Annotated in this window: 22 protein-coding genes; 16 read left to right on the top strand and 6 right to left on the bottom strand. The window is 72.8% G+C overall.

Annotated features, from left to right (window positions below; translation table 11 throughout):
- The first annotated feature begins 133 nt into the window (after positions 1 to 133).
- From ABD841_RS15550 to msrB, 3 genes are all read left to right on the top strand, one after another.
- Positions 134 to 508, top strand: a complete 375-nt coding sequence (locus ABD841_RS15550) for a hypothetical protein (RefSeq protein WP_344971951.1) — start codon at positions 134 to 136, stop codon at positions 506 to 508.
- Between the two features lie 85 nt (positions 509 to 593).
- On the top strand, positions 594 to 2,033 hold the full coding sequence (locus tag ABD841_RS15555) for an aldehyde dehydrogenase family protein (RefSeq protein WP_344971953.1): 1,440 nt from the start codon (positions 594 to 596) through the stop codon (positions 2,031 to 2,033).
- A gap of 344 nt (positions 2,034 to 2,377) precedes the next feature.
- Entirely contained in the window at positions 2,378 to 2,779 is a 402-nt protein-coding gene (gene msrB / locus ABD841_RS15560; protein ID WP_344971955.1) for a peptide-methionine (R)-S-oxide reductase MsrB, read from the top strand.
- 354 nt (positions 2,780 to 3,133) lie between these two features.
- Here the strand turns inward: msrB and ABD841_RS15565 are convergent, their stop codons facing one another.
- The 3 genes from ABD841_RS15565 to hemG form a co-directional block, all read right to left on the bottom strand.
- The gene (locus ABD841_RS15565; RefSeq protein WP_344971957.1) at positions 3,134 to 3,853 is read right to left on the bottom strand and encodes a hypothetical protein; all 720 of its coding nucleotides are present in this window, start codon (positions 3,851 to 3,853) and stop codon (positions 3,134 to 3,136) included.
- A gap of 203 nt (positions 3,854 to 4,056) precedes the next feature.
- Positions 4,057 to 4,758 (bottom strand): hydrogen peroxide-dependent heme synthase, encoded by a 702-nt coding sequence (hemQ, locus tag ABD841_RS15570; RefSeq protein WP_344971959.1) that lies wholly within the window; start codon positions 4,756 to 4,758, stop codon positions 4,057 to 4,059.
- A gap of 2 nt (positions 4,759 to 4,760) precedes the next feature.
- Positions 4,761 to 6,203 (bottom strand): protoporphyrinogen oxidase, encoded by a 1,443-nt coding sequence (hemG, locus tag ABD841_RS15575; protein WP_344971961.1) that lies wholly within the window; start codon positions 6,201 to 6,203, stop codon positions 4,761 to 4,763.
- A 132-nt stretch (positions 6,204 to 6,335) separates the two neighbouring features.
- Between hemG and ABD841_RS15580 the strand changes: the two genes are divergently transcribed.
- Positions 6,336 to 7,370: a DUF4349 domain-containing protein gene (locus ABD841_RS15580; protein ID WP_344971963.1), complete on the top strand. Its 1,035-nt coding sequence runs from the start codon at positions 6,336 to 6,338 to the stop codon at positions 7,368 to 7,370.
- Between the two features lie 27 nt (positions 7,371 to 7,397).
- On the opposite strand, the gene hemE is transcribed toward ABD841_RS15580, so the two are convergent.
- A complete protein-coding gene (hemE, locus tag ABD841_RS15585) occupies positions 7,398 to 8,435 on the bottom strand; it encodes a uroporphyrinogen decarboxylase (RefSeq protein ID WP_344971965.1) in 1,038 nt (345 codons plus the stop codon).
- Positions 8,436 to 9,131: 696 nt separating this feature from the next.
- On the opposite strand from hemE, the gene ABD841_RS15590 reads away from it, so the two are divergent.
- The 7 genes from ABD841_RS15590 (at position 9,132) to ABD841_RS15620 (ending at position 15,087) form a co-directional block, all read left to right on the top strand.
- Positions 9,132 to 9,728: a DUF3000 domain-containing protein gene (locus ABD841_RS15590; RefSeq protein WP_344971967.1), complete on the top strand. Its 597-nt coding sequence runs from the start codon at positions 9,132 to 9,134 to the stop codon at positions 9,726 to 9,728.
- Positions 9,725 to 10,951: an HRDC domain-containing protein gene (locus ABD841_RS15595; protein WP_344971969.1), complete on the top strand. Its 1,227-nt coding sequence runs from the start codon at positions 9,725 to 9,727 to the stop codon at positions 10,949 to 10,951. The genes ABD841_RS15590 and ABD841_RS15595 overlap by 4 nt, the downstream gene beginning before the upstream one ends.
- Positions 10,952 to 11,163: 212 nt before the next feature.
- Positions 11,164 to 11,862, top strand: coding sequence for a hypothetical protein (locus tag ABD841_RS15600; protein ID WP_344971971.1), 699 nt, complete (start codon positions 11,164 to 11,166; stop codon positions 11,860 to 11,862).
- Positions 11,859 to 12,677 carry an ABC transporter permease gene (locus ABD841_RS15605; RefSeq protein WP_344971973.1) on the top strand — a complete coding sequence of 273 codons (819 nt, stop codon included), beginning with the start codon at positions 11,859 to 11,861 and terminating at the stop codon, positions 12,675 to 12,677. Before ABD841_RS15600 ends, ABD841_RS15605 begins: the two co-directional genes overlap by 4 nt.
- Position 12,678: 1 nt before the next feature.
- Positions 12,679 to 13,554, top strand: a complete 876-nt coding sequence (locus ABD841_RS15610) for an ABC transporter ATP-binding protein (protein ID WP_344971975.1) — start codon at positions 12,679 to 12,681, stop codon at positions 13,552 to 13,554.
- Positions 13,555 to 13,643: 89 nt separating this feature from the next.
- Positions 13,644 to 14,342: an RNA polymerase sigma factor gene (locus tag ABD841_RS15615; RefSeq protein ID WP_344971976.1), complete on the top strand. Its 699-nt coding sequence runs from the start codon at positions 13,644 to 13,646 to the stop codon at positions 14,340 to 14,342.
- Positions 14,326 to 15,087, top strand: coding sequence for a hypothetical protein (locus tag ABD841_RS15620; protein ID WP_344971977.1), 762 nt, complete (start codon positions 14,326 to 14,328; stop codon positions 15,085 to 15,087). Before ABD841_RS15615 ends, ABD841_RS15620 begins: the two co-directional genes overlap by 17 nt.
- 94 nt (positions 15,088 to 15,181) lie before the next feature.
- Here the strand turns inward: ABD841_RS15620 and ABD841_RS15625 are convergent, their stop codons facing one another.
- Positions 15,182 to 16,009: a CPBP family intramembrane glutamic endopeptidase gene (locus ABD841_RS15625; RefSeq protein WP_344971979.1), complete on the bottom strand. Its 828-nt coding sequence runs from the start codon at positions 16,007 to 16,009 to the stop codon at positions 15,182 to 15,184.
- 115 nt (positions 16,010 to 16,124) lie between these two features.
- Between ABD841_RS15625 and ABD841_RS15630 the strand changes: the two genes are divergently transcribed.
- Together ABD841_RS15630 and ABD841_RS15635 are read left to right on the top strand one after the other, a co-directional pair.
- The gene (locus ABD841_RS15630; RefSeq protein WP_344971980.1) at positions 16,125 to 18,092 is read left to right on the top strand and encodes a sensor histidine kinase; all 1,968 of its coding nucleotides are present in this window, start codon (positions 16,125 to 16,127) and stop codon (positions 18,090 to 18,092) included.
- Complete coding sequence (locus ABD841_RS15635; protein ID WP_344971982.1) at positions 18,089 to 18,724, top strand: response regulator; 636 nt, start codon at positions 18,089 to 18,091, stop codon at positions 18,722 to 18,724. The genes ABD841_RS15630 and ABD841_RS15635 overlap by 4 nt, the downstream gene beginning before the upstream one ends.
- Positions 18,725 to 18,875: 151 nt before the next feature.
- On the opposite strand, the gene ABD841_RS15640 is transcribed toward ABD841_RS15635, so the two are convergent.
- On the bottom strand, positions 18,876 to 19,319 hold the full coding sequence (locus ABD841_RS15640) for an ATP-binding protein (protein WP_344971984.1): 444 nt from the start codon (positions 19,317 to 19,319) through the stop codon (positions 18,876 to 18,878).
- A gap of 413 nt (positions 19,320 to 19,732) precedes the next feature.
- Between ABD841_RS15640 and ABD841_RS15645 the strand changes: the two genes are divergently transcribed.
- Genes ABD841_RS15645 through ABD841_RS15655 form a run of 3 tightly spaced genes read left to right on the top strand, consistent with a single transcriptional unit; the run spans position 19,733 to position 22,835 of the window.
- Entirely contained in the window at positions 19,733 to 20,875 is a 1,143-nt protein-coding gene (locus ABD841_RS15645) for a Gfo/Idh/MocA family protein (RefSeq protein WP_344971986.1), read from the top strand.
- An 8-nt stretch (positions 20,876 to 20,883) separates the two neighbouring features.
- A complete protein-coding gene (locus tag ABD841_RS15650) occupies positions 20,884 to 22,005 on the top strand; it encodes a dihydrodipicolinate synthase family protein (RefSeq protein WP_344972115.1) in 1,122 nt (373 codons plus the stop codon).
- A complete protein-coding gene (locus ABD841_RS15655) occupies positions 22,002 to 22,835 on the top strand; it encodes a sugar phosphate isomerase/epimerase family protein (protein ID WP_344971988.1) in 834 nt (277 codons plus the stop codon). The genes ABD841_RS15650 and ABD841_RS15655 overlap by 4 nt, the downstream gene beginning before the upstream one ends.
- Positions 22,836 to 22,949 lie beyond the last annotated feature (114 nt).

The raw sequence follows: 22,949 nt of genomic DNA on the forward strand, positions 1-22,949 counted from the left end.
GCGATCACCGCATGCGCGGACGGAGGCCGCACCGCATGCGCGGACGGGCGCGATCACCGCCGTTCGCAGGGGCGGCCGTGCGGACATCACCGTTCGCGTGGACAGACGGCCAATAAAGCGATATATCTCGACTATGGCACGATCATCCGCCTCCGGCGACGAACTGCGCGCCGCGATGGAGGCCCGCAAGGACCTCGGGCCCGAGTACGAGGACTCCCTCATCGCGAACTTCCTGGACAAGATGGACCAGGAGATCGACAAGCGGGTGGACGACCGGCTCGCCACCCGCGCCCGCGCGTCGAACCCCCCGGTCCGCCCGTCGGTGGACGCCGGGCAGCGGCTGGCACTGGCGATCATCTCCCTGTCACTCGGGGTGCCCGGATCGGTGGCGCTGTCCTTCTCCGAGATGGGCGACTCGGTCGGGTTCATATTCGTCCTGGTGCTCCTCTGGCTCGGGATCATCGGCGTGAACCTGTCGTTCACCCTCGGCAGGCGCCGGTCGGACTGAACGGCGCCATCCGCTTCCACTCCCGGGTCAAGCAAGCGTACGCTTGGTCAAGATTCCGGTACGGCCCGACGCGCGGGAGTGACGAGTGAACGAGTACCGCAACCTGATCGGCGGCCGGTTGGCGGCCGCGGCCGACGGCCGCACGCTGGACTCGGTCAACCCGGCCACCGGTGAGGTCTGGGCCCGGGTCCCGGCGAGCGGCAGGGCCGACGCGGAGGCGGCCGTGGCGGCGGCGCGCGAGGCTTTCCCCGCCTGGTCGGGCATGCCCGCGCTCGGCCGGGCGCGCTTCCTGCGCAAGGTCGCCGAGGTCTTCGCCGGGCACGCCGAGGAGCTGGCCAGGATCGAGACCCGCGACAACGGGCGCATCCTGCGGGACACCCTGCGGAAGGACCTGCCCGGGATGACCCACCTGTGGCAGATCGCCGCCGGTCAGGCGCTCGACGCGGTCAAGGGCGAGACCGTGATCCTCGGCCCGACGAGCCTGGGCCTGACCCGGCGAGAGCCGTACGGTGTCGCGCTGTGCGTCATCCCGTGGAACTCCCCCATCTCGACCTTCTCCGCCAAGGCCGCGTACGCGCTGGCGGCGGGCAACACCGTGATCGTCAAGCCCGCCGAGCAGGCCTGCGCCTCGGTGCTGCGGCTCGGCGAACTCCTGGCCGACGTGCTCCCGCCCGGCGTGCTCAACATCGTCAGCGGCCTCGGCGAGGACGTCGGCGATCCGCTGGTCCGGCACCGCGGGATCAACAAGATCAGCCTGACCGGTTCCACCCAGACCGGGCAGGCGATCACCCGCGCCTCGGCCGACCATCTCAAGCCGCTCACGTTCGAACTCGGCGGCAAGTCGCCGAACATCGTCTTCTCCGACGCCGACCTGGACGCCGCCGCCCGGGGGGTGACCGTCGACTCGGTCTACACCGGCAACGCCGGGCAGGTCTGCGTGGCGGGGTCGCGCATCCTCATCCACCGGCCGATCTGGGACGAGATGATCGAGCGGATCACCGCTCTCGCCGCGGAGGTGCGGCTGGGCGACCCGCTCGACCTGGACACCACGATGGGTCCGATCGTCTCCGCGGGACAGCACGAGCGGGTCGTCTCCTACCTGGAGATCGCCGAGAAGGAGGGCGCCGAACTGCTGTTCGGCGGCCAGGCGGGGGCCGACGTGGTGCCCTCCCTGCCCGGCGGCTACTGGGTGGCGCCCACGCTCTACACCACCTCGGACAACAGGTTGCGCGTCTGCCAGGAGGAGATCTTCGGCCCGGTCGCCGTGGCCATCCCCTTCGACACCGACGACGAGGCCCTGGCCGTCGCCAACGACTCCCCCTACGGGCTCGCCGCGGGCGTGTGGACCCGCGACCTCGCCCGTGCCCACCGGTTCGTCGGCGCCCTGCAGAGCGGCACCGTCTGGGTCAACACCTTCCGGCAGATGCCCCCCGGGCTCCCGTTCGGCGGCGTCAAGGACTCCGGCTACGGGCACGACGCGGTCCTGGAGTACACACGGGAGAAGGCCGCGATCATCCAGACCTGACGGCGCACCGGAGACACCGGACGCCGGGCGGTGGGGTGGGTCCGTCCCGGAGCCGCCGCGGCGGCGGGACCGGGCACTCGACGGGACGGACCTCGTGATCACCCGTCCCGCCCACCGGCTCCGGGCGCTGGCGCGCCACCCGGATGGCGGCGTCGAGGCCGGTCCGCGGCGCGCGGAGCGGCCGGACGGGTGACCTCACCCTGTAGTGGGAAGGCGAAACACCCCCACACTCTCAAAGACGCAAAAAACAGCATCCCCGGATGCTTCGCCCATCAAGATTTTCCCGGGGCGCGAGCGGCCTCCCGTCCCCGTCACCCACCCACGCGAGCACATAGGCTAATGGGATGGACAAGGTGGTAAAGAGCGACGCCGAATGGCGCGTCCAGCTCTCTCCCGAGGAGTTTCACGTGCTCCGGCAGGCCGGGACCGAGCGGCCCTTCACCGGGGAGTACGTCAACACCAAGACCGAGGGCGTCTACAACTGCCGCGCCTGCGGCGCGGAGCTGTTCCGGTCCGAGACCAAGTTCGACAGCCACTGCGGCTGGCCGAGCTTCTACGAGCCGTCGAAGTCGGAGGCGGTGACGCTGATCGAGGACCGCTCGCTGGGCATGGTCCGCACCGAAGTCCGCTGCGCGACCTGCGACTCGCACCTCGGCCATGTTTTCCACGGTGAGGGCTACGGCACGCCCACCGACGACCGCTACTGCATCAACTCCGTCTCGCTGAGGCTGGAGGCCGCGGAGTAGCCGCCGGCCCGCACGGCGAGGCCCCGCGGACCGGGTGCCGCGTCCGCGGGGCCTCGCCGCGCCCCGGCTCGCCCCGGCCGCCCGGGATCGCCTCCCGCCGCCCCGGGTCACCGGGGGCGGCGTCACGAGCGGCACCGCCGCCCGGCCGCCCCGACGGTTAAGGATCGGCCGGGAGGGGCAGAGCGTCATCACGCACTGTATGCGGATCCCTCCGCAGCGTATCCCCCAAGGAGCCCCCGTGCATCTCCGTCACAGGTGGGAGATCATCGAGGCCATCGGCCGAGTGATCACCCAACGCTGCGCGATCTGCGGCAAGACCAGGGTCCGGGTGACCTCGGCACCGCCCGAGGGGCGTCACCCGCCGGGTTCGGGGTATGTGATCCGGCAGTCGGAGTCGTCGGGGCCGAGGACGTTGGCCAGGACCGGGTTGCCGTTCTCACCGAACTCCGCCTGGACGAAGACCACCGGGCTGGGCGTGCCGAGCTCCCCGACGAGGTAGTCGAGGCCCGCCTCGCACAGCTTGATGGCCTGCTTGGAGTTGCCCGCCGACTCCGGCAGGTCCGTGTATATGCGGAGATAGCCGCCGACCATGCGGATGTCCTTGACCCGCTTCATCGCCTTCCGGCTCTCGAAGAAGGCGACCGCCTGCTCGTCGGTGTGCCGGGACGGCCCGGCCGCCTCGGCCTCCTTATCCTTCTCGCTCTTCTTTTTCTTCTTCTTCGTGCTCTTCGCGTTCTTCGCCTCGTCCTCGGCCCCGCCCTCGGACGGCGCGCCCGAACCGGCCTGACCGGATCCCGCGGCAGCCTTGGCCGTGTCGACGTCGGCGGCCACCACCGTCCCGTCACCGGCCGCCTGCTGCGGCGCCGCCGCGACCGCGGGGGCGTCGGGAGCCGCCGCCCGGGCCGCCCCGCCCGCGGACCGGTCGTCGCCCGGCAGCCACATGGCGCCCGCGAGCACCCCGACCGCCAGTGCGGCGGCGCCTATCGAGACGTCGAGAGCCCGTGGCCCGGACTTCTTCCTCCGGCGCCCCCGCGTCCGCCGCCTGGACCGTACCAGGCCTTCGCCCCTGTTCACCCTCGGCCTCACATAGACAGGTGATTTTTCCCGAGTATGGCAAAACCAAAGGAACGGTAAAGAGTCTTCGCCGGGATTGTTGCGGAGCCGACGCTCCCGGCCGTACCTGGCGTACCTCGCGGAACAGCGGCCCCACCGCCGCCGGGACGATCCGGCGCGGCGCCTCCGGCCCGCTCCGGCGACGCTTCCGGCGGCTACGGCGGCTACGGCAGTGCGGCGACGAGCTCGCTGACCGGCTTGCGGATGCCCGTGTAGAAGGGGATCTCCTCACGGGTGTGCCGCCGGGCCTCGGCCCCGCGCAGGGTCCGCATCAGGTCGACGATGCGGTGCAGCTCGTCGGCCTCGAACGCCAGCATCCACTCGTAGTCGTTCAGCGCGAAGCAGGCCACCGTGTTGGCCCGTACGTCGGGGTAGTCGCGGGCCATCCTGCCGTGCTCGGCGAGCATCCGGCGGCGGTCGGCGTCGTCCAGCAGGTACCACTCCAGGGAGCGCACGAACGGGTAGACGCTCACGTACCGGCGCGGCTCCTCCTCGGCCAGGAAGGCCGGGATGTGCGACTTGTTGAACTCCGCCGGGCGGTGCAGCGCCATCGCCGACCACACGGGCTCCGTCAGCCGGCCCAGGCCGGTGCGGCGGAACCGCGAGTAGGTCTCCTGCAGGTCCTCGGGCGTCGGCGCGTGCCACCAGAACATGAAGTCGGCGTCGCCCCGGAACCCGGCCACGTCGTACAGGCCGCGGGTGACCACGTCCTTCTGCGCCATCTGGGCCAGGAGGTCCTCGACCTCGTCGGCGATGCCCTCACGGTGTCCAGGGGAGCGCTCGCTCATCCTGAAGACCGACCACATCGTGTAGCGGATCACCTGGTTCAGGTCACGTGCCTTGGGCCGCGCCGTGCCGTCCGTCATGCTCACCCCTTTGTCAGCGAATCGGCTCTGTCCTGCCATTCTCCCTCGGGGTCCAGGTGGTCCAGGATCCGGGCCGCCGCGGTGCGGGCGGTGGAGATACAGGCGGGGATGCCGAGCCCGTCGTAGGCGGCCCCGCACAGCGCCAGGCCGGGCTGGGCGGCGACGGCCGCGCGGATGCGGGCGACCCGGTCGAGGTGGCCCACCTCGTACTGCGGCAGGGAGCCGCCCCAGCGGGTCACCCGGGAGTCGCGGGGCAGCCCGCGCACGCCCATGACCTCGACCATCTCGGCCATCGCCAGCGCGACCAGCTCGGCGTCCTCGCGCTGGAGCACGGCCTCCTCGCCGATCCGGCCGATCGAGCAGCGCAGCAGGACCAGGCCGGGATCGGCCCCGGTCAGGTGCGGCCACTTGACCGAGCTGAACGTGGCGGCCTTGATCGGGCGCCCGTCGACCGCGGGAACCAGGTATCCGCTGCCGGTGGGCGGCCGGGAGAACGCCTCGCGGGGGTAGGCGAGGGTGACGATGGCCATGCTGGCGTACTCGATCCTGGCCAGCTCGGCGGCGGCCTGGGGCACCTCGCCGGCGAGCAGGCGGCCGGCCGCGGGGGCGGGGACCGCGACGACGACCGCGTCGGCCTCGATGACCTCCGGCGCGGGCACCGGCCCGGCCACCAGCCGCCAGCCGCCCTCGGTCCGGTGCATCTCCCGGACCATGACCCCGGTCCTGATCTCCGCCCCGGAGGCGGCGGCCACGGCCTCGGGGAGGCTGCCCATGCCCCGGTGGAGCGTGGTGAAGACGGGCCCTGCGTCCTTGGGCGCCTCGGCGGTGATCTCCCGGGCCGCGCCCAGCAGCGACCGCTCGGACCTGGCCGCGATGGCGATCCTCGGCATGGTCGCGTCGAGCGACAGGCGCTCGGCCACGCCCGCGTAGACGCCGCCGAGCAGCGGCTCGACGAGGCGGTCGACCACCTCGCCGCCCATCCTCGCGCGGATGTACGCGGCCACCGAGACGTCACCCCTGATGCGGGTGGCCGGGAGGACCTGGTCGAGCGGGACCCGGGCCAGGCCGCCGGGGCTGAGGATGCCCGACCTGGCCAGCGCGGCGAGGTCGGACGGCACGCCCATGACGTGCCCCTTCGGCATGGGCCGCAGCGCGCCCCTGGTCAGGATGGCCGCCTGGACGGTGCCGGGGGTCCGCAGCTCGTCGCCGAGACCCACCATCCGGGCCAGTTCCCTGCCCTCGGGGCGCCGGGCGAGCATCGCCTCGGCCCCCGCGTCCACCGGGACGCCCGCCACCTCGGTGGCGTGGAGCTTGCCGCCGACCCGCGCGGCGCCGTCGAGGACGGTGACCCGGACGCGATCGCCGCCCTGCCGCAGGTACCACGCGGCGGCCAGCCCGGCGATGCCGCCCCCGACGACCACCACATGTGACCGCTTGCCTTCCATGACTCCTGACCGTACCGCCCCCCATGCCCGGTCGTGTGGCCCCCACCCCCGTGACCCGATGGCATGGAGAACGTGACGCCATCGTGACTGCCCGGACCAAACCGCACCGCCGCCGGTTCCGTCTTCACGTTCATGAACAGATTCCGGTACGGCCTGCGCCTGGCGGCTCCCCTGGTGGGCCTGGCGCTGACGGTGTGCGCGTGTGGCGGCGGGTCCAGCGGCGAGTCCGCCTCGTACTCGGGCGGGGCCCCGCCGCCCGCCGCCGACGCACAGGCGCCGCCGAAGGCGGTGCCCGCCGGGCCGGGAGCCGCGGAAAGCGGCGGGTCGGAGACCGACCAGGCCCGGACCGGGCAGGTGCAGGTGCAGGTGGTCCCGGAGAACCGCTCGATCATCTACACCGCGGAGATGACGGTCCGGGCCAAGGACGTCGACGCGGCCGCCGACCGGGCCCGGCAGATCGTCACCGCCGCGGGCGGCTACCTGGCCTCCGAGAGGTCGGACGCGTTCTCCGGCGGTGAGGGTTCCGCGACGCTGGTCTTCAAGATCCCGCCGGGCAACTACCCCGGCGCGGTGGAGCGCCTGGGCAAGGACCTCGGCACGCGCGAGTCGCTGCAGCAGAACACCGAGGACGTCACCGAGGAGGTGGCCGACGTCGAGAGCCGCCTGAAGTCCGCCAGGGCGGCGCTGGACTCGCTGCGGACGCTGCTGAAGAAGGCCAACACGATCGGCGAGGTGCTGGAGGTCGAGCGGGAGATCTCCAACCGCGAGAGCGAGCTGGAGTCGCTGCAGGCCAGGCAGAAGAGCCTCGCCTCGCGGACGAGCATGGCGACGCTGACGCTGAACCTGGTCGGCCCGGCGGCGGTGGTCCCCGAGGAGGACGACGGCCCCTCCGGCCTGCTCGGCGGCCTGCGCGCGGGCTGGGAGAGCCTCGTCACCTTCCTGGAGGCCGGCCTGGTCGTGCTGGGCGTGCTGCTGCCGTGGCTGATCGTGATCGTCCCGCTCTGGCTGCTGGTGACCGTCCTTCTCCGCCGCCGCAGGAGGAGGAACGCCCCGGGCTCCCGGATCCGGGCGGACCGGCTCTCCTCCGACCGGCTCCCCGAGGACGAGCCGTCCGAGGACGGGTCCCCCGCCTCCGAGCCCTCCGCGCCCGCCCCCTCGCAGGACTGATCGGGCGGGGGCCGGGCGCGGCGCGGGTCAGCGGGCGGAGGTCTCGTGCACGAAGTCGGTCAGGCGGGCGAGCTGGCCGGGGTCGGTGGCGGGCAGCACGCCGTGGCCGAGGTTGAACACGTGGCCGTCGGCTTTGGCGCCGCGGGCGAGGATGTCGGCCGCGCGGCGCTCGACGACCTCCCAGGGGGCGAGCAGGACGGCCGGATCGAGGTTGCCCTGCAACGCCCTGCCGGGGCCGACCCGGCGGGCGGCCTCGTCGAGCGGGACCCGCCAGTCGACGCCGACCACGTCGGCGCCCGCCTCCCCCAGCAGGCCGAGCAGCTCGCCGGTGCCGACGCCGAAGTGGATGCGCGGGGCGTCCAGGTCCGCCAGGCTGGCGAAGATCCGGCTGGTGTAGGGCAGGACGAACTCCCGGTAGTCGTCGGGCGAGACGGCGCCCACCCACGAGTCGAAGAGCTGCACGGCCGAGGCTCCGGCGGCGAGCTGGACCCGCAGGAAGCCCAGGGTGATCTCGGTGAGCCGGTCCATGAGGGCGTGCCACAACCGCGGCTCGCCGTACATCATGGCCTTGGTGTGGTCGTGGTTCTTGGAGGGGCCGCCCTCGATGAGGTACGACGCCAGCGTGAACGGCGCCCCCGCGAAGCCGATCAGGGGGGTCGCGCCCAGTTCCCCGGTCAGCGCCCGGACGGCCTCGGTGACGTAGGGGACGTCGTCCGGCTCCAGCGGGCGCAGCGCCTCGGCCCCGGCGGCGTCCCTGATCGGCGCGGCCACGACCGGGCCCACGCCGGGCTTGATGTCGAGGTCGACGCCGATCGCCTTGAGCGGGACCACGATGTCGCTGAAGAAGATGGCCGCGTCCACGCCGTAGCGGCGGACCGGCTGCATCGTGATCTCCACGATCAGGTCGGGGGTGGCGCACGCGGTGAGCATCGGCACCCCTCCGCGCACGGCGCGGTACTCGGGCAGCGACCGGCCGGCCTGGCGCATGAACCACACCGGCGTGTGCGGGACGGGCTGGCGTCGGCAGGCGCGCAGGAAAGGAGAGTCGGCAAGCTCGGGAGTCACCTCACCAGGGTGCCATGCCGTGGGGCCGGTCCGCTCACCAAGGCCGACGACCGGCACATTCGGTCCGAAATCACCGGTTATTACATGAGATAACACGTAACAACGCCCAGGCACTGTCAACTGACGATAATGATCGCGTGTCACCGGTTTTGAGTGCTTCGTCCGCTCAAATCCGATGTTGACACGTGCCGCGTAACGCCGTATGGCACGGACAGATCATGTTTGCGGGTACAGTTCCTCCCATCGGCGAATCCGGTCCGCCCCCCGGCTGGTCCAAATCTTCGCCAAGTCACCGCGCGGCATCGATTCCGGCACCACTTTGGGGACACGCCGAGCACGCTGCGCGTAAATGTCGGCGCGACGTGCCAACGTCGGACCACGACCCGACGAAAGGCCCGTGCGATGCCCGCCATGTGGAGTTCACCCGAACATCGCGGTGAGCACTGTGCTTCCCGCGCCGGCGATCGGGTCTCCGGGCAACCGGCCCGTCCCAACGGCCGCGCACCGGGCGAACGCCCCGGGATGACCCGCGTCCGGTACGGTCGCGTCCCGTTCCCGGGAACCCCCGGCCCCGCGACCGCACCCCTCCTCCACACCCCACCGGCACCGGCCTGATCCGCCCCGATGGCTCCCGTGATGGCCCTTACACCCACCCCAGTGGTCCCCATGCGCTCAGTTTCGACCTACGCTTCCGATATGACCCACGGTGACGTCCCGCCCGCTCCCGCGGCCTTCCGGCGCGCGGTGGCCAGCATGCGTCCCGCGGAGGTCAGGCCGGAGATCGAGCTGGAAGACATCCCGGCCCCCCAGCGCCTGGCCCCCTACTCGGCCGCCATCGGCGCCTCGGTCTACCGCGACGACGACGAACTCGCGGTCGGCCGCCTCATCGTGCTCTTCGACCCGGACGGGCAGCGCGGCTGGGAAGGCCAGTTCCGCCTCGTCGCCTACGTCCGGGCCGACATGGAGCCGGAGATCACCGAAGACCCGCTGCTCGGCCCCGTCGCCTGGAGCTGGCTCACCGAGTCGCTCGACACGCACGGCGCCGGCTACACCGCCGCCGGAGGCACCGTCACCAGGGCGGTCTCCGAGGGCTTCGGCAACAAGTCCGAAGACCCGGTGACCACCGAACTGGAACTGCGCGCCTCCTGGTCTCCGCTGCAGGAGGACCTCTCCGGCCACGTCGCCGCCTGGTGCGACCTGATGTGCCTTGCCGCGGGCATGCCACTTCTGCCACCCGACGTGGCGGTGCTGCCGCCGCGCCGTCGCGAGGATCCGGAGCCCTTCAGAACGTGACCGACGAGACGACCATAGTTCCGCTGCTGGAACCCCGCGAGGGGATCCCGCCCGTCATCGAGGACCAGCACGATCTCGCGCGCGTCGTGCGCGCCTTCGCCGAGGGCACCGGCCCCGTCGCCGTGGACGCCGAACGCGCCTCCGGCTACCGCTACAGCGGCCGCGCCTACCTGGTCCAGCTACGCCGCGCCGGCGCCGGCAGCGCCCTGATCGACCCGATCCGCTGCCCCGACCTGTCCGAGCTCGACGCGGCCCTGGCCGACGCCGAGATCGTGCTCCACGCGGCCTCCCAGGACCTGCCGTGCCTGGCGGAGCTGGACTTCCAGCCCCGCGAGCTGTTCGACACCGAGCTGGCCGGCCGGCTGCTCGGCTACGAACGGGTCGGCCTCGGCATGATGGTGGAGAACGTCCTCGGATTCAGGCTGGAGAAGGGCCACTCGGCCGCCGACTGGTCCACCCGCCCGCTGCCCGAAGACTGGCTCCGCTACGCCGCCCTGGACGTCGAGGTCCTGATCGAGCTGCGCGACGCCCTCCACGAGGAGCTGAAGGCCACGGGCAAGCTCGCCTGGGCGCAGGAGGAGTTCGCCGCGGTGCTGGCGTACAAGTCGCCGGGACCGCGCTCCGACCCGTGGCGGCGCACCTCCGGCATCCACAAGGTCCGCTCGCTGCGCGGGCTGGCGGTGGTCCGGGAGCTGTGGACCCTCCGCGACGAGCTCGCCCGCAACTCCGACGTCGCCCCCGGCCGGGTGCTGCCCGACTCGGCGATCGTCACCGCCGCCCTGGAACTGCCCCGCACCACCAAGGCGCTCACCGACATCGCCCCGTTCACCGGTCGCAGCGCCCGGCGGCACCTGCGCGACTGGCTGGCCGCGATCGGCACCGCGCGCTCGCTGCCCGACTCGGAGCTGCCGCAGCCCAGCACCCCCGGCGACGGCCCGCCACCGGCCAACCGGTGGATGGACCGCGACCCGGTGGCCGCCCGGCGGCTGGCCGCCGCCCGGGCCGTGGTGGCCGCGCTCGCCGACGAGCACCACATGCCGACGGAGAACCTGATCCAGCCCGACGCGGTGCGCCGCCTGACCTGGGAGCCCCCCGCGGTCATCGACGACGGCACCGTGGCCGCCCGGCTGCGCGAGCTGGGCGCCCGCGAGTGGCAGATCGGGCTGGTCGCCCACCCGATCGCCAAGGCCCTGATCCGCCTGGAGACCAAGGGCGAGATCTAGGCCGGGTGACTCCCGGAGGCTTTCGAGCCCGCCGGGCCACGCCCTTTACAAAGTAGATCATTGCATTGCCCCCGGCCGTACCCGCCCGGACCGGGGCCCGGCCACCCGCCGAGGCCGCCCGGCGGGTACGGCCGTGCTCTCCCCCGACACCCGCCACCGTCTTTTCGCGGCGGGAGTGAACCGATCCGGCGCCCGCCCGCAACTCACCGATCATGAGACCCTTCGACCTCTGGTCGCACGAGATACGAAGAGCCGGGCCCGGAGCCCTGGCGGCACCCCCGGTGCTGCTGCTGGCCATCACGCTGATGATCGTCTGCAACGGGTTCGGCGCCCACGAGGGCAGCGCCGCGTGGATGCTCCTGGTACTCATCGAGGCGGGCGCCCCGCTCGTCGTCGGCATCGCCGCGGCCTCGATGATCGGCAGTGACCGCATGCTGGAGCTCCAGCTCACCGCGCCGACCTCGTACCGCTCCACCCTGCTGCGCCGCCTGGCCGTGACGCTCGGCTGGACGGGCGTGTGCACCATGGCCGGCTCGGCGCTCGTCATCGCCACCGGCTGGTGGGACCGGCTGGGCGACGCGCCTCAGGGGCTGAGCGCCCAACTCACCTGGCTCTCCCCCGCCCTGTGGATGGCGGCGCTCGGACTGTTCGCCTCCGCCGCGCTGCGCAGCGGCGTGGCCGCCACCACGCTGCTGGCCTTCCTCTGGCTCGCCGAGCAGATGTTCGGGGCTGCCCTGCAGGAGAACCCGGTCACCCGGCTGATCTCCCTGTTCGCCACCACGCAGAAGATCACACCCGAGGACTGGCTGCCCAACCGGCTGACTCTGCTCGCGACCGCCCTGCTGCTCGCCGCGGCCGCCTGGTACCTGCTCGGCGACACCGAGCGCATCCTCGGAGGGGAGAAAGAATGATCGCGACCCTGCGCTACGAGTTCCTGATGCAGGTCCGCCGGCCCGTGATGTGGATCGTCTACGCGCTGACGGTCGCGGTACTCCTCGCGACTGGCCCGGGTTTCTCCACGCTGAGCCTCGGCGGAAGCGACGCGCGGGACGCGAAGACGGCCATGGTGTTGCTGGCCCCCATAATGATGACGCTGATGCCGATCGTCTACGGGTGCATGCTCGCCGACCGGCTCGTCCGCGACCGGCGGCTCGGCGTCGACGCGGTCCTCGACACCACCCCGGCCGACCGCACGGGCCGGCTGGTCGGCAAGTATCTGGGCGCCTGCGCCGCCACCGCGGTACCGTTCCTGGCCGCCTACTTCGCGCGGGCCCTGGTCTACGTGGTCGCCGAGGGGCGACCGTCGGCGCTGGGCTGGGCGGTGGCGGTCTTCGTGACGACCGTCGTTCCCGGCCTGCTGTTCACAGGGGCGCTCGCCCTGGCGGGCCCGCTGCTGATGCCGCCGATGCTGTTCCGGGTGCTGTTCGTCGTCTACTGGTTCTGCTTCGTCGTCATCCCTCCCAGCGTGCTACCGAGCCCGTCCTACTCGATCATCTCGCCGGAGGGCGACTACATGAGGTACGGGCTCTACCGGGAGGGCCTGGCCGAAGGCGAGGTCTACCGTCCGAGCACCGCCTACGCCGCTCTGGATGAAACCGGGTACTTCAACTTCCTGCGCCCCGACGCGACCCCCGCCACCGCCCTGCTGTGGGCCGCCCTGATGCTCGCCCTCGCCCTCGCCCTGCTCGCCCTGGTCCGCCTGCACGCCGCCCGTACGGAGTCCTGACGTGAACATCGACATCTCCCAGCTGACCAAGACCTACAAGGGCGGCGTCCACGCCCTCGACGGGCTGACCCTGCACATCCCCACCGGCATGTACGGGCTGCTCGGCTCCAACGGCGCCGGCAAGACCACCCTCATGCGCATCCTGACCGGGCTGCTCAAGCCCACCTCCGGCACGGTCCGCATCGGCGGCCACGACATCACCACCCCCGACGGGCGCCTGGCTGTGCAGCGCGCCCTCGGCTACCTGCCGCAGGACCTCGGCGTCTACCCCGAACTGACCGCCCGGCAGTTCCTGGACTACGTCGCCCTGCTCAAGGGGCTCGACTCCCGGCAGGAACGCCGCCGCCGGATCGCGGAACTGCTGGAGGTCGTCTCGCTCACCGACGCCGCCGACCGCAAGGTCAAGGGCTTCTCCGGCGGCATGCTGCGGCGGGTCGGCATCGCCCAGGCGCTGCTCGCCGACCCCCGTCTGCTCGTCGTGGACGAGCCCACCACCGGGCTGGACCCCGAGGAACGCATCCGCTTCCGCACCCTGCTCTCCCAGCTCGCCGGGGACCGCACCGTCCTGCTCAGCACCCACATCCTCGACGACGTGGCCCAGACCTGCCGCCGGCTGGCGGTGATGGCCAAGGGCCGCCTGGTCTTCCACGGCGACATCGGCCACCTGGTCTCCTACGCCGACCGCAGGGTGTGGACGGTCACCACCACCGGCCCGGCCCCCGCCGTCGGGAAAGTGGTCTCCGCCCTGCCCGAGGGTCCCGCGATGCGCTACCGCGTCGTCTCCGCCACGCCCCCGGCCGCCGGCGCGCAGCCCGTCGCGCCGACCCTGGAGGACGGCTACCTGGCGCTGATGGAGGCCGGCGCGTCCCGCCCCTGACCGGTGGACGGCCGGCTCCCCGCCCGGCGGGCACCGTTCCCGTGAGATGGGGTGAACCCCCGGCGGGGACGGGCGCTACACACCTGACGATGAACGGAAGAGTGGAGACCATGGCGTCGCGTCGCGACGGTGGCGGACGCCTGTGGCGGCTGGGTGTCCGCAAGCGGAAGAACGACGACGCGCGGGCCCGCTCCGGGGATGTCCCGGGGCGGGAACGGGCACGGGAGGGCCCGCGGGAGGAGCCGGAGACGGGAACGCGGGCGCGGGCGGACGACGCCCGCGTTCTCGCCCGGATCGCCCGGGGGGACACCCGGGCGCTGACCGAGCTGTACGAGCGCTACGCCGGGCCGCTGTTCGCGTTCCTGTACCGCCTCGCCGGGGACCGGGGCACGGCCGAGGAGATCCTGCAGGACACGCTGCTGGCCGTGTGGCGCTCCGCGGACACCTATCAGGGCCGCTCCGCCGTGAGCACCTGGCTGTTCGGGGTGGCGCGCAGGCAGGCGCACAACCGCCTGCGCGCCGTCCCGCCCCCGCTCACGGCCGAGCCCTCCGACCGGGCGGATCTCGCGCCCGGCCCCGAGGAGCTGGCCACGGGCGGCGACCGGGTGCAGAAGGCACTGGCGCGGCTGCCGCTGGCGCAGCGCGAGGTGGTCGTGCTCGCGTTCCTCGACGACCTGGACCACCGGCAGATCGCCGAGGTGCTCGGTGTCCCCGTCGGCACGGTGAAGAGCCGGCTTCATCACGCCCGCGCGACCCTGAGGGAGTGCATCGATGAACGAATGGCCTGAACTGCCGGGGATCCGGGACGGCATCCCGGAGCCGCCCGGACCGGAGATCGTGCGGAGCGTCCTGGCCAGGTCGGCGTTGGACGGCGCGCGGCCGCCGGCCGCGCCGAGGTGGTACCGGGCCTGGGCCCTGCTGGGGATGGAGGCGCGGCTGATGCACGCCGCGGTCTGGCTGGCCTCCGCCCTGATCATGGTGGCCAGCGTGGTCCTCGTCCTCTCCGGGACCCAGACCGCGGAGGTGGTGTTCGCCCTCGCCGCCCCCCTGATCGCCGCGGCCGGAGTCGCCGGGACCCACGGCCCCGAACGGGACGGCGCCTTCGAGATCGTGGCCACCACGCCGACGTCGCCGCGCGTCGTCCTGCTGGCCCGGATGGCGCTGGTGTTCGGTTACGACCTGGTCCTGGCCCTGCTCGCCTCGGCGGCGTCGGCCCTGCTGGGCCTGACCCCCACCGGGCTGACGTCCCTGATCGCGGCGTGGCTGGGGCCGATGGCGCTGCTCGCGACGCTGACCCTGCTGCTCTCGGTGTGCTGGGCGCCCGAGGGCGCAGCGGGTGTCGCCGCGGCGCTGTGGCTCTTCCACGCGCTGTCCGTCGTCCCGGGCGCCGTCTGGGACACGATCGACACGAGCGGCCTGTGGACGACCAGCCCGGCCACGCTCGCCCTCGCCGCCTGCCTGGCGCTCGCCGCCGTCGTCCTGACGGGCAGGGGCGAACCGGTCCGGCTCAGGCGGGCGGCTCACCGGCCATGAGGCGCGCGGACCCGGCCCCGCGGGATACGCGGGGCCGGGTCCGCCATCCCGGCGCGCACTCTCCGTCCGGCGTCGGGACCGCGCCGGAAGACGGCTACCTCACGCCGGTGGAGACCGGTGCGCCCGTTCCCCCGCCCACCGCCGCGCCCCGCCACAGGCGCCACGTCGCGAGCACCAGCAGGACGTTGACCACCGCGGTGAGCGCGCCCCCCTCGCCCATCAGCCAGGGCGACTTCCCGGAGGTCATGGGGTCGAACACGGCGTTGATCAACGTGTTGAGCATGGCGTGGAACACCAGCACCGGCCAGATGGAGCCGGTACGCAGTCGCAGCCAGACCAGCGGGAAGGCCTGCGCCACCGTCCCCACGGTGAAGCACACCATCGCGTACGGCGCGGGCACGCTCGCGTCCACCGCCCCGGGCACGAAGAGCATCAGCGGGTAGTGGAAGGCCGACCAGGCCAGGCCGACGATCACGGCCGTCACGTCGGGACCGCGGGTCGCCGCCAGCCGCACGGTCAGCAGGGAGCTCCAGCCCAGCTGCTCGCCCAGGGCCAGCACCAGGAAAAACAGGGCCAGAGGGAGACCTGTGGCGATCTCCTCGAACGGCGGAGGGGTGAACCGCGCGGCACCGGTCAGCCACCCGACGACGTACCCCGTCCCGACGTAGAGCACGGGCAGGAGCAGGGCCAGGCCCAGGGTCTGCCAGGGGACCCGCCGGAACCCCCAGTCGAGGCGGCGCGTGGCGATCAGGGCGGCGATCGCGGGAAGGAACGCCTGGCTGTACAGGGCGATCTGGGCGGCGATCGGCGCCTCGTCGAGATGGTTCACGTCCGCACCCTGCGAGACGGCGAGGGCGACGGTCGGAAGCACGAGCGCGGGCAGCGCGACGGCGAAGACGATGAGCTGACGGTCACTGGACATGGGGGCATCACACCCGCCCGGCGGTCCCGGCCGCACGAGGCGGCGGTCCCGGTCCCGGTGGGACCGGGACCGGGGTCCCATTGCCCGTACGTCCGATAAGTCACACTATGTTCGGGTGAAAACTCCGCGGTGGCCGTGGGCGATCCCGGCGCTGTCCTGCATGGCGGTCACGGCGGGCGTCGCCATGACCGTCCGGCAGCCCGTGAGAGACGTCGCCTACCTGACCCTGGACGCCGTGGTGGGCGTGACCTTCCCGCTGCTCGGCGCGCTCATCGCCACCCGCAGGCCCCGCAACCCGCTCGGCTGGCTGTTCTGCCTGGCCGGCGCCGGACTCGCCGCCCAGGCGCTGGCCGGCGGGTACGCGGTGTACGGCGAAACCCACGGCTGGGCCGCGACCGGCTGGGCCGCCTGGACCGCGAACTGGGTGTTCTTCCTCGGTTTCGGGCCCCTCTTCCTGGTGCCGGTCCTGCTGCCCGACGGCCGCCCGCCGTCCCCGCGATGGCGTCCCGCCCTGGTGACCCTGATCCTGGCGCTGGCCGTGCTCCAGGTCCTGCTGATGTTCCGCGACCGCACCTGGCTGTGGGGACACGAGGAGCCCAGCCGGTTCGGCTTCATCCCCACGCCGATCCTCACCGTCTTCACGGGGGTCGTGATCAGCGTGCTGGCCTTCGTGGGGGTGGGCGCGCTGGCCGTGCGGATCCGGCGGGCCGAGGATCGCCGCCAGCTCCTGCCCGTGCTGGCCGCGGCCGTCGTCATCGCGCTCTCCAGTGCCGCCACCTCGGTGTGGAACGACCCCGTCTGGGCGTGGCTGGACGTGCTGAGCCTGCCCCTGCTGCCGGCGGCCACCGCGGTCTCGATCTTCCGCTACCGGTTGTTCGACATCGAGCTGCTGTTCCGCCGCACCGTCGTCTACGCCCTGGTCACGACCCTGCTGCTGGGCGCGTACCTGGTCACGGTCGCCACGGTCCGCACGCTGCTCGGCTGGAACGGCGACCTGCTCGCCACCGCGGTGGTGGCGGTGGCCTTCACCCCGGCGCGCGCGGCGGTGCAGCGGGTGGTGGGCCGCGTGCTGTTCGGTGACCGCGGCGATCCCACCGCCGCGCTCTCCAGGCTCGGCCAGCGGCTGGAGGCGTCGGCCGAGCCGACCCGGCTGCTCGACGGCGCCGCCGAGACCGTGGCGCGCACGCTGCGGCTGCCCTCGGTCGCCGTACTCGCCGCGGACGGCACTCCGGTGTCGGTCTTCGGCGGCGTTCCCCGGCAGGGGGTACGGCTGGCGCTGCAGAGCGGCGGACGCGAGGAGGGCGAGCTGCGGGCCGCGCACCGGTCGCCGGACGAGGAGCTGTCCCGGGCCGACCTGGCCGTGCTCGGCGACCTCGTCCCCCACCTGGCCGTCGCCCTGGCGGCGGTGCGCCTGGCCGGGGAGGTCCAGGTCTCGCGCGAGAGGCTGGTCCTCGCCCGGGAGGAGGAGAGGCGACGGCTCCGCCGCGACCTGCACGACGGGCTCGGGCCCGGCCTGGCCGCCATCGGCGTGCGGCTCGACCTGATCGCGGCCGGGGCGCCCGCCCCGCTCCGGGAGCCGCTGGCGGAGGTCAGAGGGCTCACCCGGGAGCTCGTCGGCGACGTCCGCCGCGTGGTGCACGACCTGCGGCCCTCCGCCCTGGACGAGCTCGGCCTGGACGGCGCGCTGGAGGATCTCACGCTGGATCTCGACGGCGAGGTCTCGGTCTCCGTCGAGGTCGTCCGGCCGCTTCCGGACCTGCCCGCGGCGGTGGAGGTCGCGGCCTACCGGATCGCCCAGGAGGCCCTCACCAACGCCGTCAAGCACGCCGGGGCGTCCCGGATAGAGGTCACGGTGCGGGCCGGGGAGGCGAGCCTGCTCCTGCGGATCCGCGACGACGGCCGGGGGCTGCCCGCCGGCCTCGTCGAGGGCGTGGGATCATCCAGCATGCGCGAGCGCGCCGCGGAGCTCGGCGGCACCCTCACCAGGACGTCCGGCCCCGCCGGAGGCACGACCGTGGAGGCGGTGCTTCCGCTGTGGCGTCCCTTCCGCCTTCGACCGGCCCGCGGAGAGGAGCCGACGTGAGCATCCGGGTACTGCTGGTGGACGACCATCCGATCTTCCGGCACGGGCTGCGCGCGCTGCTGGAGCAGGTCGGCGGCACGGAGGTCGTCGGCGAGGCCGGGAACGGCGACGAGGCCGTCGCCCTGGCCCTCTCCCTCGACCCGGACGTGGTGCTCATGGACCTGGTGATGCCGGGCACCTCGGGAATCGAGGCGACCAGGCGGCTGATCGACCGGCGCCCCGAGCTGGGCGTGCTCGTGCTGACCATGAGCGAGGACGACGGCTCGGTCTTCGCCGCCCTGCGCGCGGGCGCCCGGGGCTACGTCCTCAAGGGATCCGACGGCGCCGACCTGATCGCCGCCCTCCAGGCGGTGGCCCGGGGTGAGGCGGTGTACGGCCCGGCCGTGGCCCGCCGCATCCGGCGTTTCCTCACCGGCGCCACGCAGGCGGTCCCCTTCCCCGAGCTGACGCAGCGCGAGCGCGAGGTCCTCGATCTGCTGGCCTCGGGCAGGTCCAACGCCGAGATCGCCAGGGCGCTCTTCATCAGCCACAAGACGGTGAAGAACCACCTGACCTCGATCTTCGCCAAACTTCAGGTGGCCGACCGGGCCCAGGCCATGCTCCAGGCCCGCCGCGCGGGCCTGGGTGACTGACATCCGGCAGCGCGGGCGACCGGCGGGCACAGGCAACCGGCAGGCGCAGGCGACCGGCTGGCACAGGCGACCGGCGCGGGTGAAGACACCGGCGCCGGGTGGAGACGCCGGTCCCGGCGGGCTCCCTCGGGCCCGTCCCCGCGGGGCCGCGTCACTGCGAGGTGACCGCACGCGGCAGGGGGTGGAGCGTCTCGTCCGCGGGTGACTCCCGTACGGCGCGGGGAACGGCGCACCAGACGGTCCGGCCCAGTCCGGGCCCGTGCTCCCGGGTGCCCCATCGGCCTTCGGAGAGCCGGTCGACGATGAGCAGGCCACGGCCGTCCTCGGCGCCGAGGGACCGGTCGCGCGGGATGTGCGGCGAGCTGGAGGCGGAGCCGGCGTCGGAGACCTCGACGAGGACGGAGTCGGCGGTGACGGTCACCGTCAGGCCTATCAGGTCGTTCACCAGGCCGTGGTCGGCGTGGTCGACGGCGTTGGCCACCAGTTCGGAGACCACCTGGAGGACGTCCTCGACGAGGGGGTGGTCCGGGCCGAGCCGGTCGCGCACCTCGCGACGCGCCTGCCCGACGGACCGATGGGCACTGTCCAGAAACATCTCTAGGAGCTTTTTCGGTTTCATGCCTGAAGCCCTCCACCGGGGTTTCATGAACCGCAGCCTTGGCGCCTGCCCTGTCGAGGATGACAGACGGCGGCTACCCTCGGTGGCCAACTCGACACACGCTTGATACACGGTTGTGTGTGCTTTCCGCACAGCCGCAGAAAGCGGTGGCACGGGCACCCTGGCGGCTTTTCCGGACGGCCGGAAAAGCCAGCGTGATCTCGGCCGAATTCCCGCGCACTCCCGCGGCGAGCTGCGCGGACCCGACGGGCCCCGGAGTCCGCGCGAAGGCGCGGCGGCGGACCCGCGGCCCATCCGCCCCGCCCGCCACCTTGGTAAACGCTTGCCGCCAGCGGGAAGACTGTCGTACGGTAGAGGGGAAAGCGCTTTCCATAGGAGGTCGGGAGAAAATGTCCCCGCAAAGCATCGGCGTTGTGATGAACGGAGTCACCGGCCGCATGGGCTACCGCCAGCACCTGGTCCGCTCGGTGCTGGCGATCAACGAGCAGGGCGGCGTGGCGCTGTCCGGCGGCGGCCGCGTGTTGCTCCGGCCGGTGCTGGTGGGCCGGAGCCCCGAGAAGCTCGCGAAGCTCTCCGCCGATCACGGGATCGCCGACTGGACCACCGATCTCGACGCCGCCCTCGCCGACGACGGCAACCTGATCTACTTCGACGCCCAGGTCACCCAGGCCCGGGTCAAGGCCGTGCTCACGGCGATCGAGGCGGGCAAGCACGTCTACGTGGAGAAGCCCACGGCCGAGACCTTCGAGGACGCCCGGGCGCTGGCCGAGGCGGCCGCCGCCCGGGGCGTGAAGAACGGCGTGGTGCAGGACAAGCTGTTCCTGCCGGGCCTGCTCAAGCTCAAGCGCCTGATCGACGGCGGCTTCTTCGGCCGGATCCTGTCGGTGCGCGGCGAGTTCGGCTACTGGGTCTTCGAGGGCGACTGGCAGGCGGCCCAGCGCCCGTCGTGGAACTACCGCGCCGAGGACGGCGGCGGCATCGTGCTCGACATGTTCCCGCACTGGGCGTACGTGCTGGAGAACCTGTTCGGCCGGGTCCGCTCGGTCTACGCGCAGGCCGTCACCCACATCCCGGAGCGGGTGGACGAGCAGGGCGAGACCTACCGGGCCACCGCCGACGACGCCGCCTACGGGGTGTTCGAGCTGGAGGGCGGGATCATCGCGCAGATCAACTCCTCCTGGAGCGTCCGGGTGAACCGGGACGAGCTGGTGGAGTTCCAGGTGGACGGCACGCACGGCAGCGCCGTCGCGGGCCTGCGCAACTGTCGCGTCCAGCACCGCGCCACCACGCCCAAGCCGGTCTGGAACCCCGACCTGCCCGTCACCGCGCGCTTCCGCGACGACTGGCAGGAGGTGCCCGACAACGAGGAGTTCGACAACGGGTTCAAGATCCAGTGGGAGAGGTTCGTCCGCCACGTGGTCGAGGACGCGCCCTTCCCGTACGACTTCTCCTCCGGCGCGCGCGGCGTCCGCCTGGCCGAGCTGGGCCTGCGCTCCTCCGCCGAGGGCCGCCGCCTGGTGGTGGAACCGTGACGAAGATCATGCTGCCCGGCGGGGAGCACACCCTGCGCGAGCCGGTGACCTGGGCCAGGCCCGCCGGCCCCGCGACGAGCCGGGTCGCCTACGCCGCCGCCCACGTGGTCGCCGACCCGCTCGGCGAGAACACCCCCGGCTCCCCCGCCGCCGTCGACTGGGACGCCACCCTGCGCTTCCGGCGCCACCTGTGGTCGTACGGGCTGCGGATCGCCGACGCCATGGACACCGCCCAGCGCAACATGGGCCTGGACTGGGCGGCCACCCGCGAGCTGATCCAGCGCAGCGCCACCGAGGCCAAGGCCTTCGGCGACGCGGCGGCGCTGGTGTCCTGCGGGGCGGGGACCGACCACGCGCCGCACGCCCGGACCCTCGACGAGATCGTGGCGGCCTACACCGAGCAGATCGAGACCGTCAGGAACGCCGGGGCGGGGGTCATCGTGATGGCCAGCCGCCAGCTCGCGGCGATCGCCCGGGGCCCGGAGAACTACCACCGGGTCTACGGCGAGCTGCTCGCGCAGACGGACCGCCCGGTGATCCTGCACTGGCTCGGTGAGATGTTCGACCCCAACCTGGCCGGCTACTGGGGTTCCCGGGACGTGGCGGAGGCGACCGCGTCGTTCCTGGCGCTGATCCGCGACCACGCGCCGAAGGTGGACGGGGTCAAGGTCTCGCTGCTGGACGCCGAGCACGAGATCGGGCTGCGCGCGGCGCTGCCCGAGGGCGTCAGGCTCTACACCGGCGACGACTTCAACTACCCCTCGCTGATCAAGTCGGGCAGCCACGCGCTGCTGGGCATCTTCGACGCGATCGCACCCGCCGCGGCGGCGGCCCTGGAGGCGCTCGACGCGGGCGACCTCGGCCGGTACGACGAGATCATGGAGCCGACGGTCCCGCTCTCACGGAAGATCTTCGAGTCCCCGACGTACCACTACAAGACCGGCATCGTCTTCCTGGCCTGGCTCAACGGCCACCAGGACGCCTTCGGCATGGTCAACGGCGCCCAGTCCGCCCGCTCGCTCCCCCACCTGGCCGAGGTCTTCCGGCTGGCCGACCGGGCCGGGCTGCTGTCCGACCCGGAGCTGGCGGTCTCCCGGATGCGCTCCCTGCTGGCGGTGAACGGGCTTTGAGCCGTTTCGCGCTGAACCAGTGGACCACCAGGCGGTGGTCGGTGGCCGAGGCGGTGGACGGGTGCGCACGGCACGGCGTCGAGGCCATCGGCCTGTGGCGGCAGGAGGTCGCCGCGCAGGGCCTCGCGGAGACCGTGAAGCTGGTCTCGGACGCGGGGCTGCGGGTCTCGTCGCTGTGCCGGGGCGGCTTCCTCACCTCCGGCGGCCCGCAGGCCCTGGACGACAACCGCAGGGCGATCGACGAGGCGGCGGAACTGGAGGCCGCCTGCCTGGTCATGGTGGTCGGCGGGCTGCCCGGTGTGGTCCCCGGCGAGCCGCTGGGCGAAATCTCCCGTGACCTGCCCGCCGCGCGGGAGCGGGTCGCCGAGGCGCTGGCCGTGCTGGCCCCGTACGCCGGCGAGCGCGGGGTGCGGCTCGCGCTCGAACCGCTCCACCCGATGTACTGCGCCGACCGGGCCGTGCTGTCCACTCTCGGCCAGGCGCTGGACCTCGCCGAACCGTATCCCCCCGAGCAGGTGGGCGTCGTCGTCGACACCTTCCACGTGTGGTGGGACCCGCAGGTCCTGGCGCAGATCGCCAGGGCCTCGGGCCGGATCGCGAGCTACCAGGTGTGCGACTTCCTGTCGCCCCTCCCGGCGGACGTGCTGCTCGGCCGGGGGGTGATGGGCGACGGCGTGATCGACTTCGCACCGCTGACCAGGGCGGTGGCCGAGGCCGGGTACACCGGGGACATCGAGGTGGAGATCTTCAACGCCGACGTGTGGGCGGCCGACCCCGACGAGGTCCTGACCCGGGTGAAGGCGAGGTTCGGCGAGCTCATCGGAGCCTGAGACCACGAACATCTTCGGCCGACGCCGGTCACGACGCCGTGACCGGCGTACCGCGTCGGCCGTACGGCCGACATCAGTCGGACGGCCGGTGCCGGTCGTACGGACGACACCGGC

The organism is Streptosporangium fragile, assembly GCF_039534445.1.
In the GTDB taxonomy this organism is placed as follows: Bacteria; Actinomycetota; Actinomycetes; order Streptosporangiales; family Streptosporangiaceae; genus Streptosporangium; species Streptosporangium fragile.

Coding starts and splice junctions, on each gene's coding strand:
- ABD841_RS15615 (WP_344971976.1), top strand. CDS start 13,644: ATGAACGGAAGAGTGGAGACCATGGCGTCGCGTCGCGACGGTGGCGGA.
- ABD841_RS15650 (WP_344972115.1), top strand. CDS start 20,884: ATGCTGCCCGGCGGGGAGCACACCCTGCGCGAGCCGGTGACCTGGGCC.
- ABD841_RS15550 (WP_344971951.1), top strand. CDS start 134: ATGGCACGATCATCCGCCTCCGGCGACGAACTGCGCGCCGCGATGGAG.
- hemG (WP_344971961.1), bottom strand. CDS start 6,203: ATGGAAGGCAAGCGGTCACATGTGGTGGTCGTCGGGGGCGGCATCGCC.
- ABD841_RS15605 (WP_344971973.1), top strand. CDS start 11,859: ATGATCGCGACCCTGCGCTACGAGTTCCTGATGCAGGTCCGCCGGCCC.
- ABD841_RS15625 (WP_344971979.1), bottom strand. CDS start 16,009: ATGTCCAGTGACCGTCAGCTCATCGTCTTCGCCGTCGCGCTGCCCGCG.
- ABD841_RS15620 (WP_344971977.1), top strand. CDS start 14,326: ATGAACGAATGGCCTGAACTGCCGGGGATCCGGGACGGCATCCCGGAG.
- ABD841_RS15640 (WP_344971984.1), bottom strand. CDS start 19,319: ATGTTTCTGGACAGTGCCCATCGGTCCGTCGGGCAGGCGCGTCGCGAG.
- msrB (WP_344971955.1), top strand. CDS start 2,378: ATGGACAAGGTGGTAAAGAGCGACGCCGAATGGCGCGTCCAGCTCTCT.
- ABD841_RS15590 (WP_344971967.1), top strand. CDS start 9,132: ATGACCCACGGTGACGTCCCGCCCGCTCCCGCGGCCTTCCGGCGCGCG.
- ABD841_RS15600 (WP_344971971.1), top strand. CDS start 11,164: ATGAGACCCTTCGACCTCTGGTCGCACGAGATACGAAGAGCCGGGCCC.
- hemQ (WP_344971959.1), bottom strand. CDS start 4,758: ATGACGGACGGCACGGCGCGGCCCAAGGCACGTGACCTGAACCAGGTG.
- ABD841_RS15580 (WP_344971963.1), top strand. CDS start 6,336: ATGAACAGATTCCGGTACGGCCTGCGCCTGGCGGCTCCCCTGGTGGGC.
- ABD841_RS15645 (WP_344971986.1), top strand. CDS start 19,733: ATGTCCCCGCAAAGCATCGGCGTTGTGATGAACGGAGTCACCGGCCGC.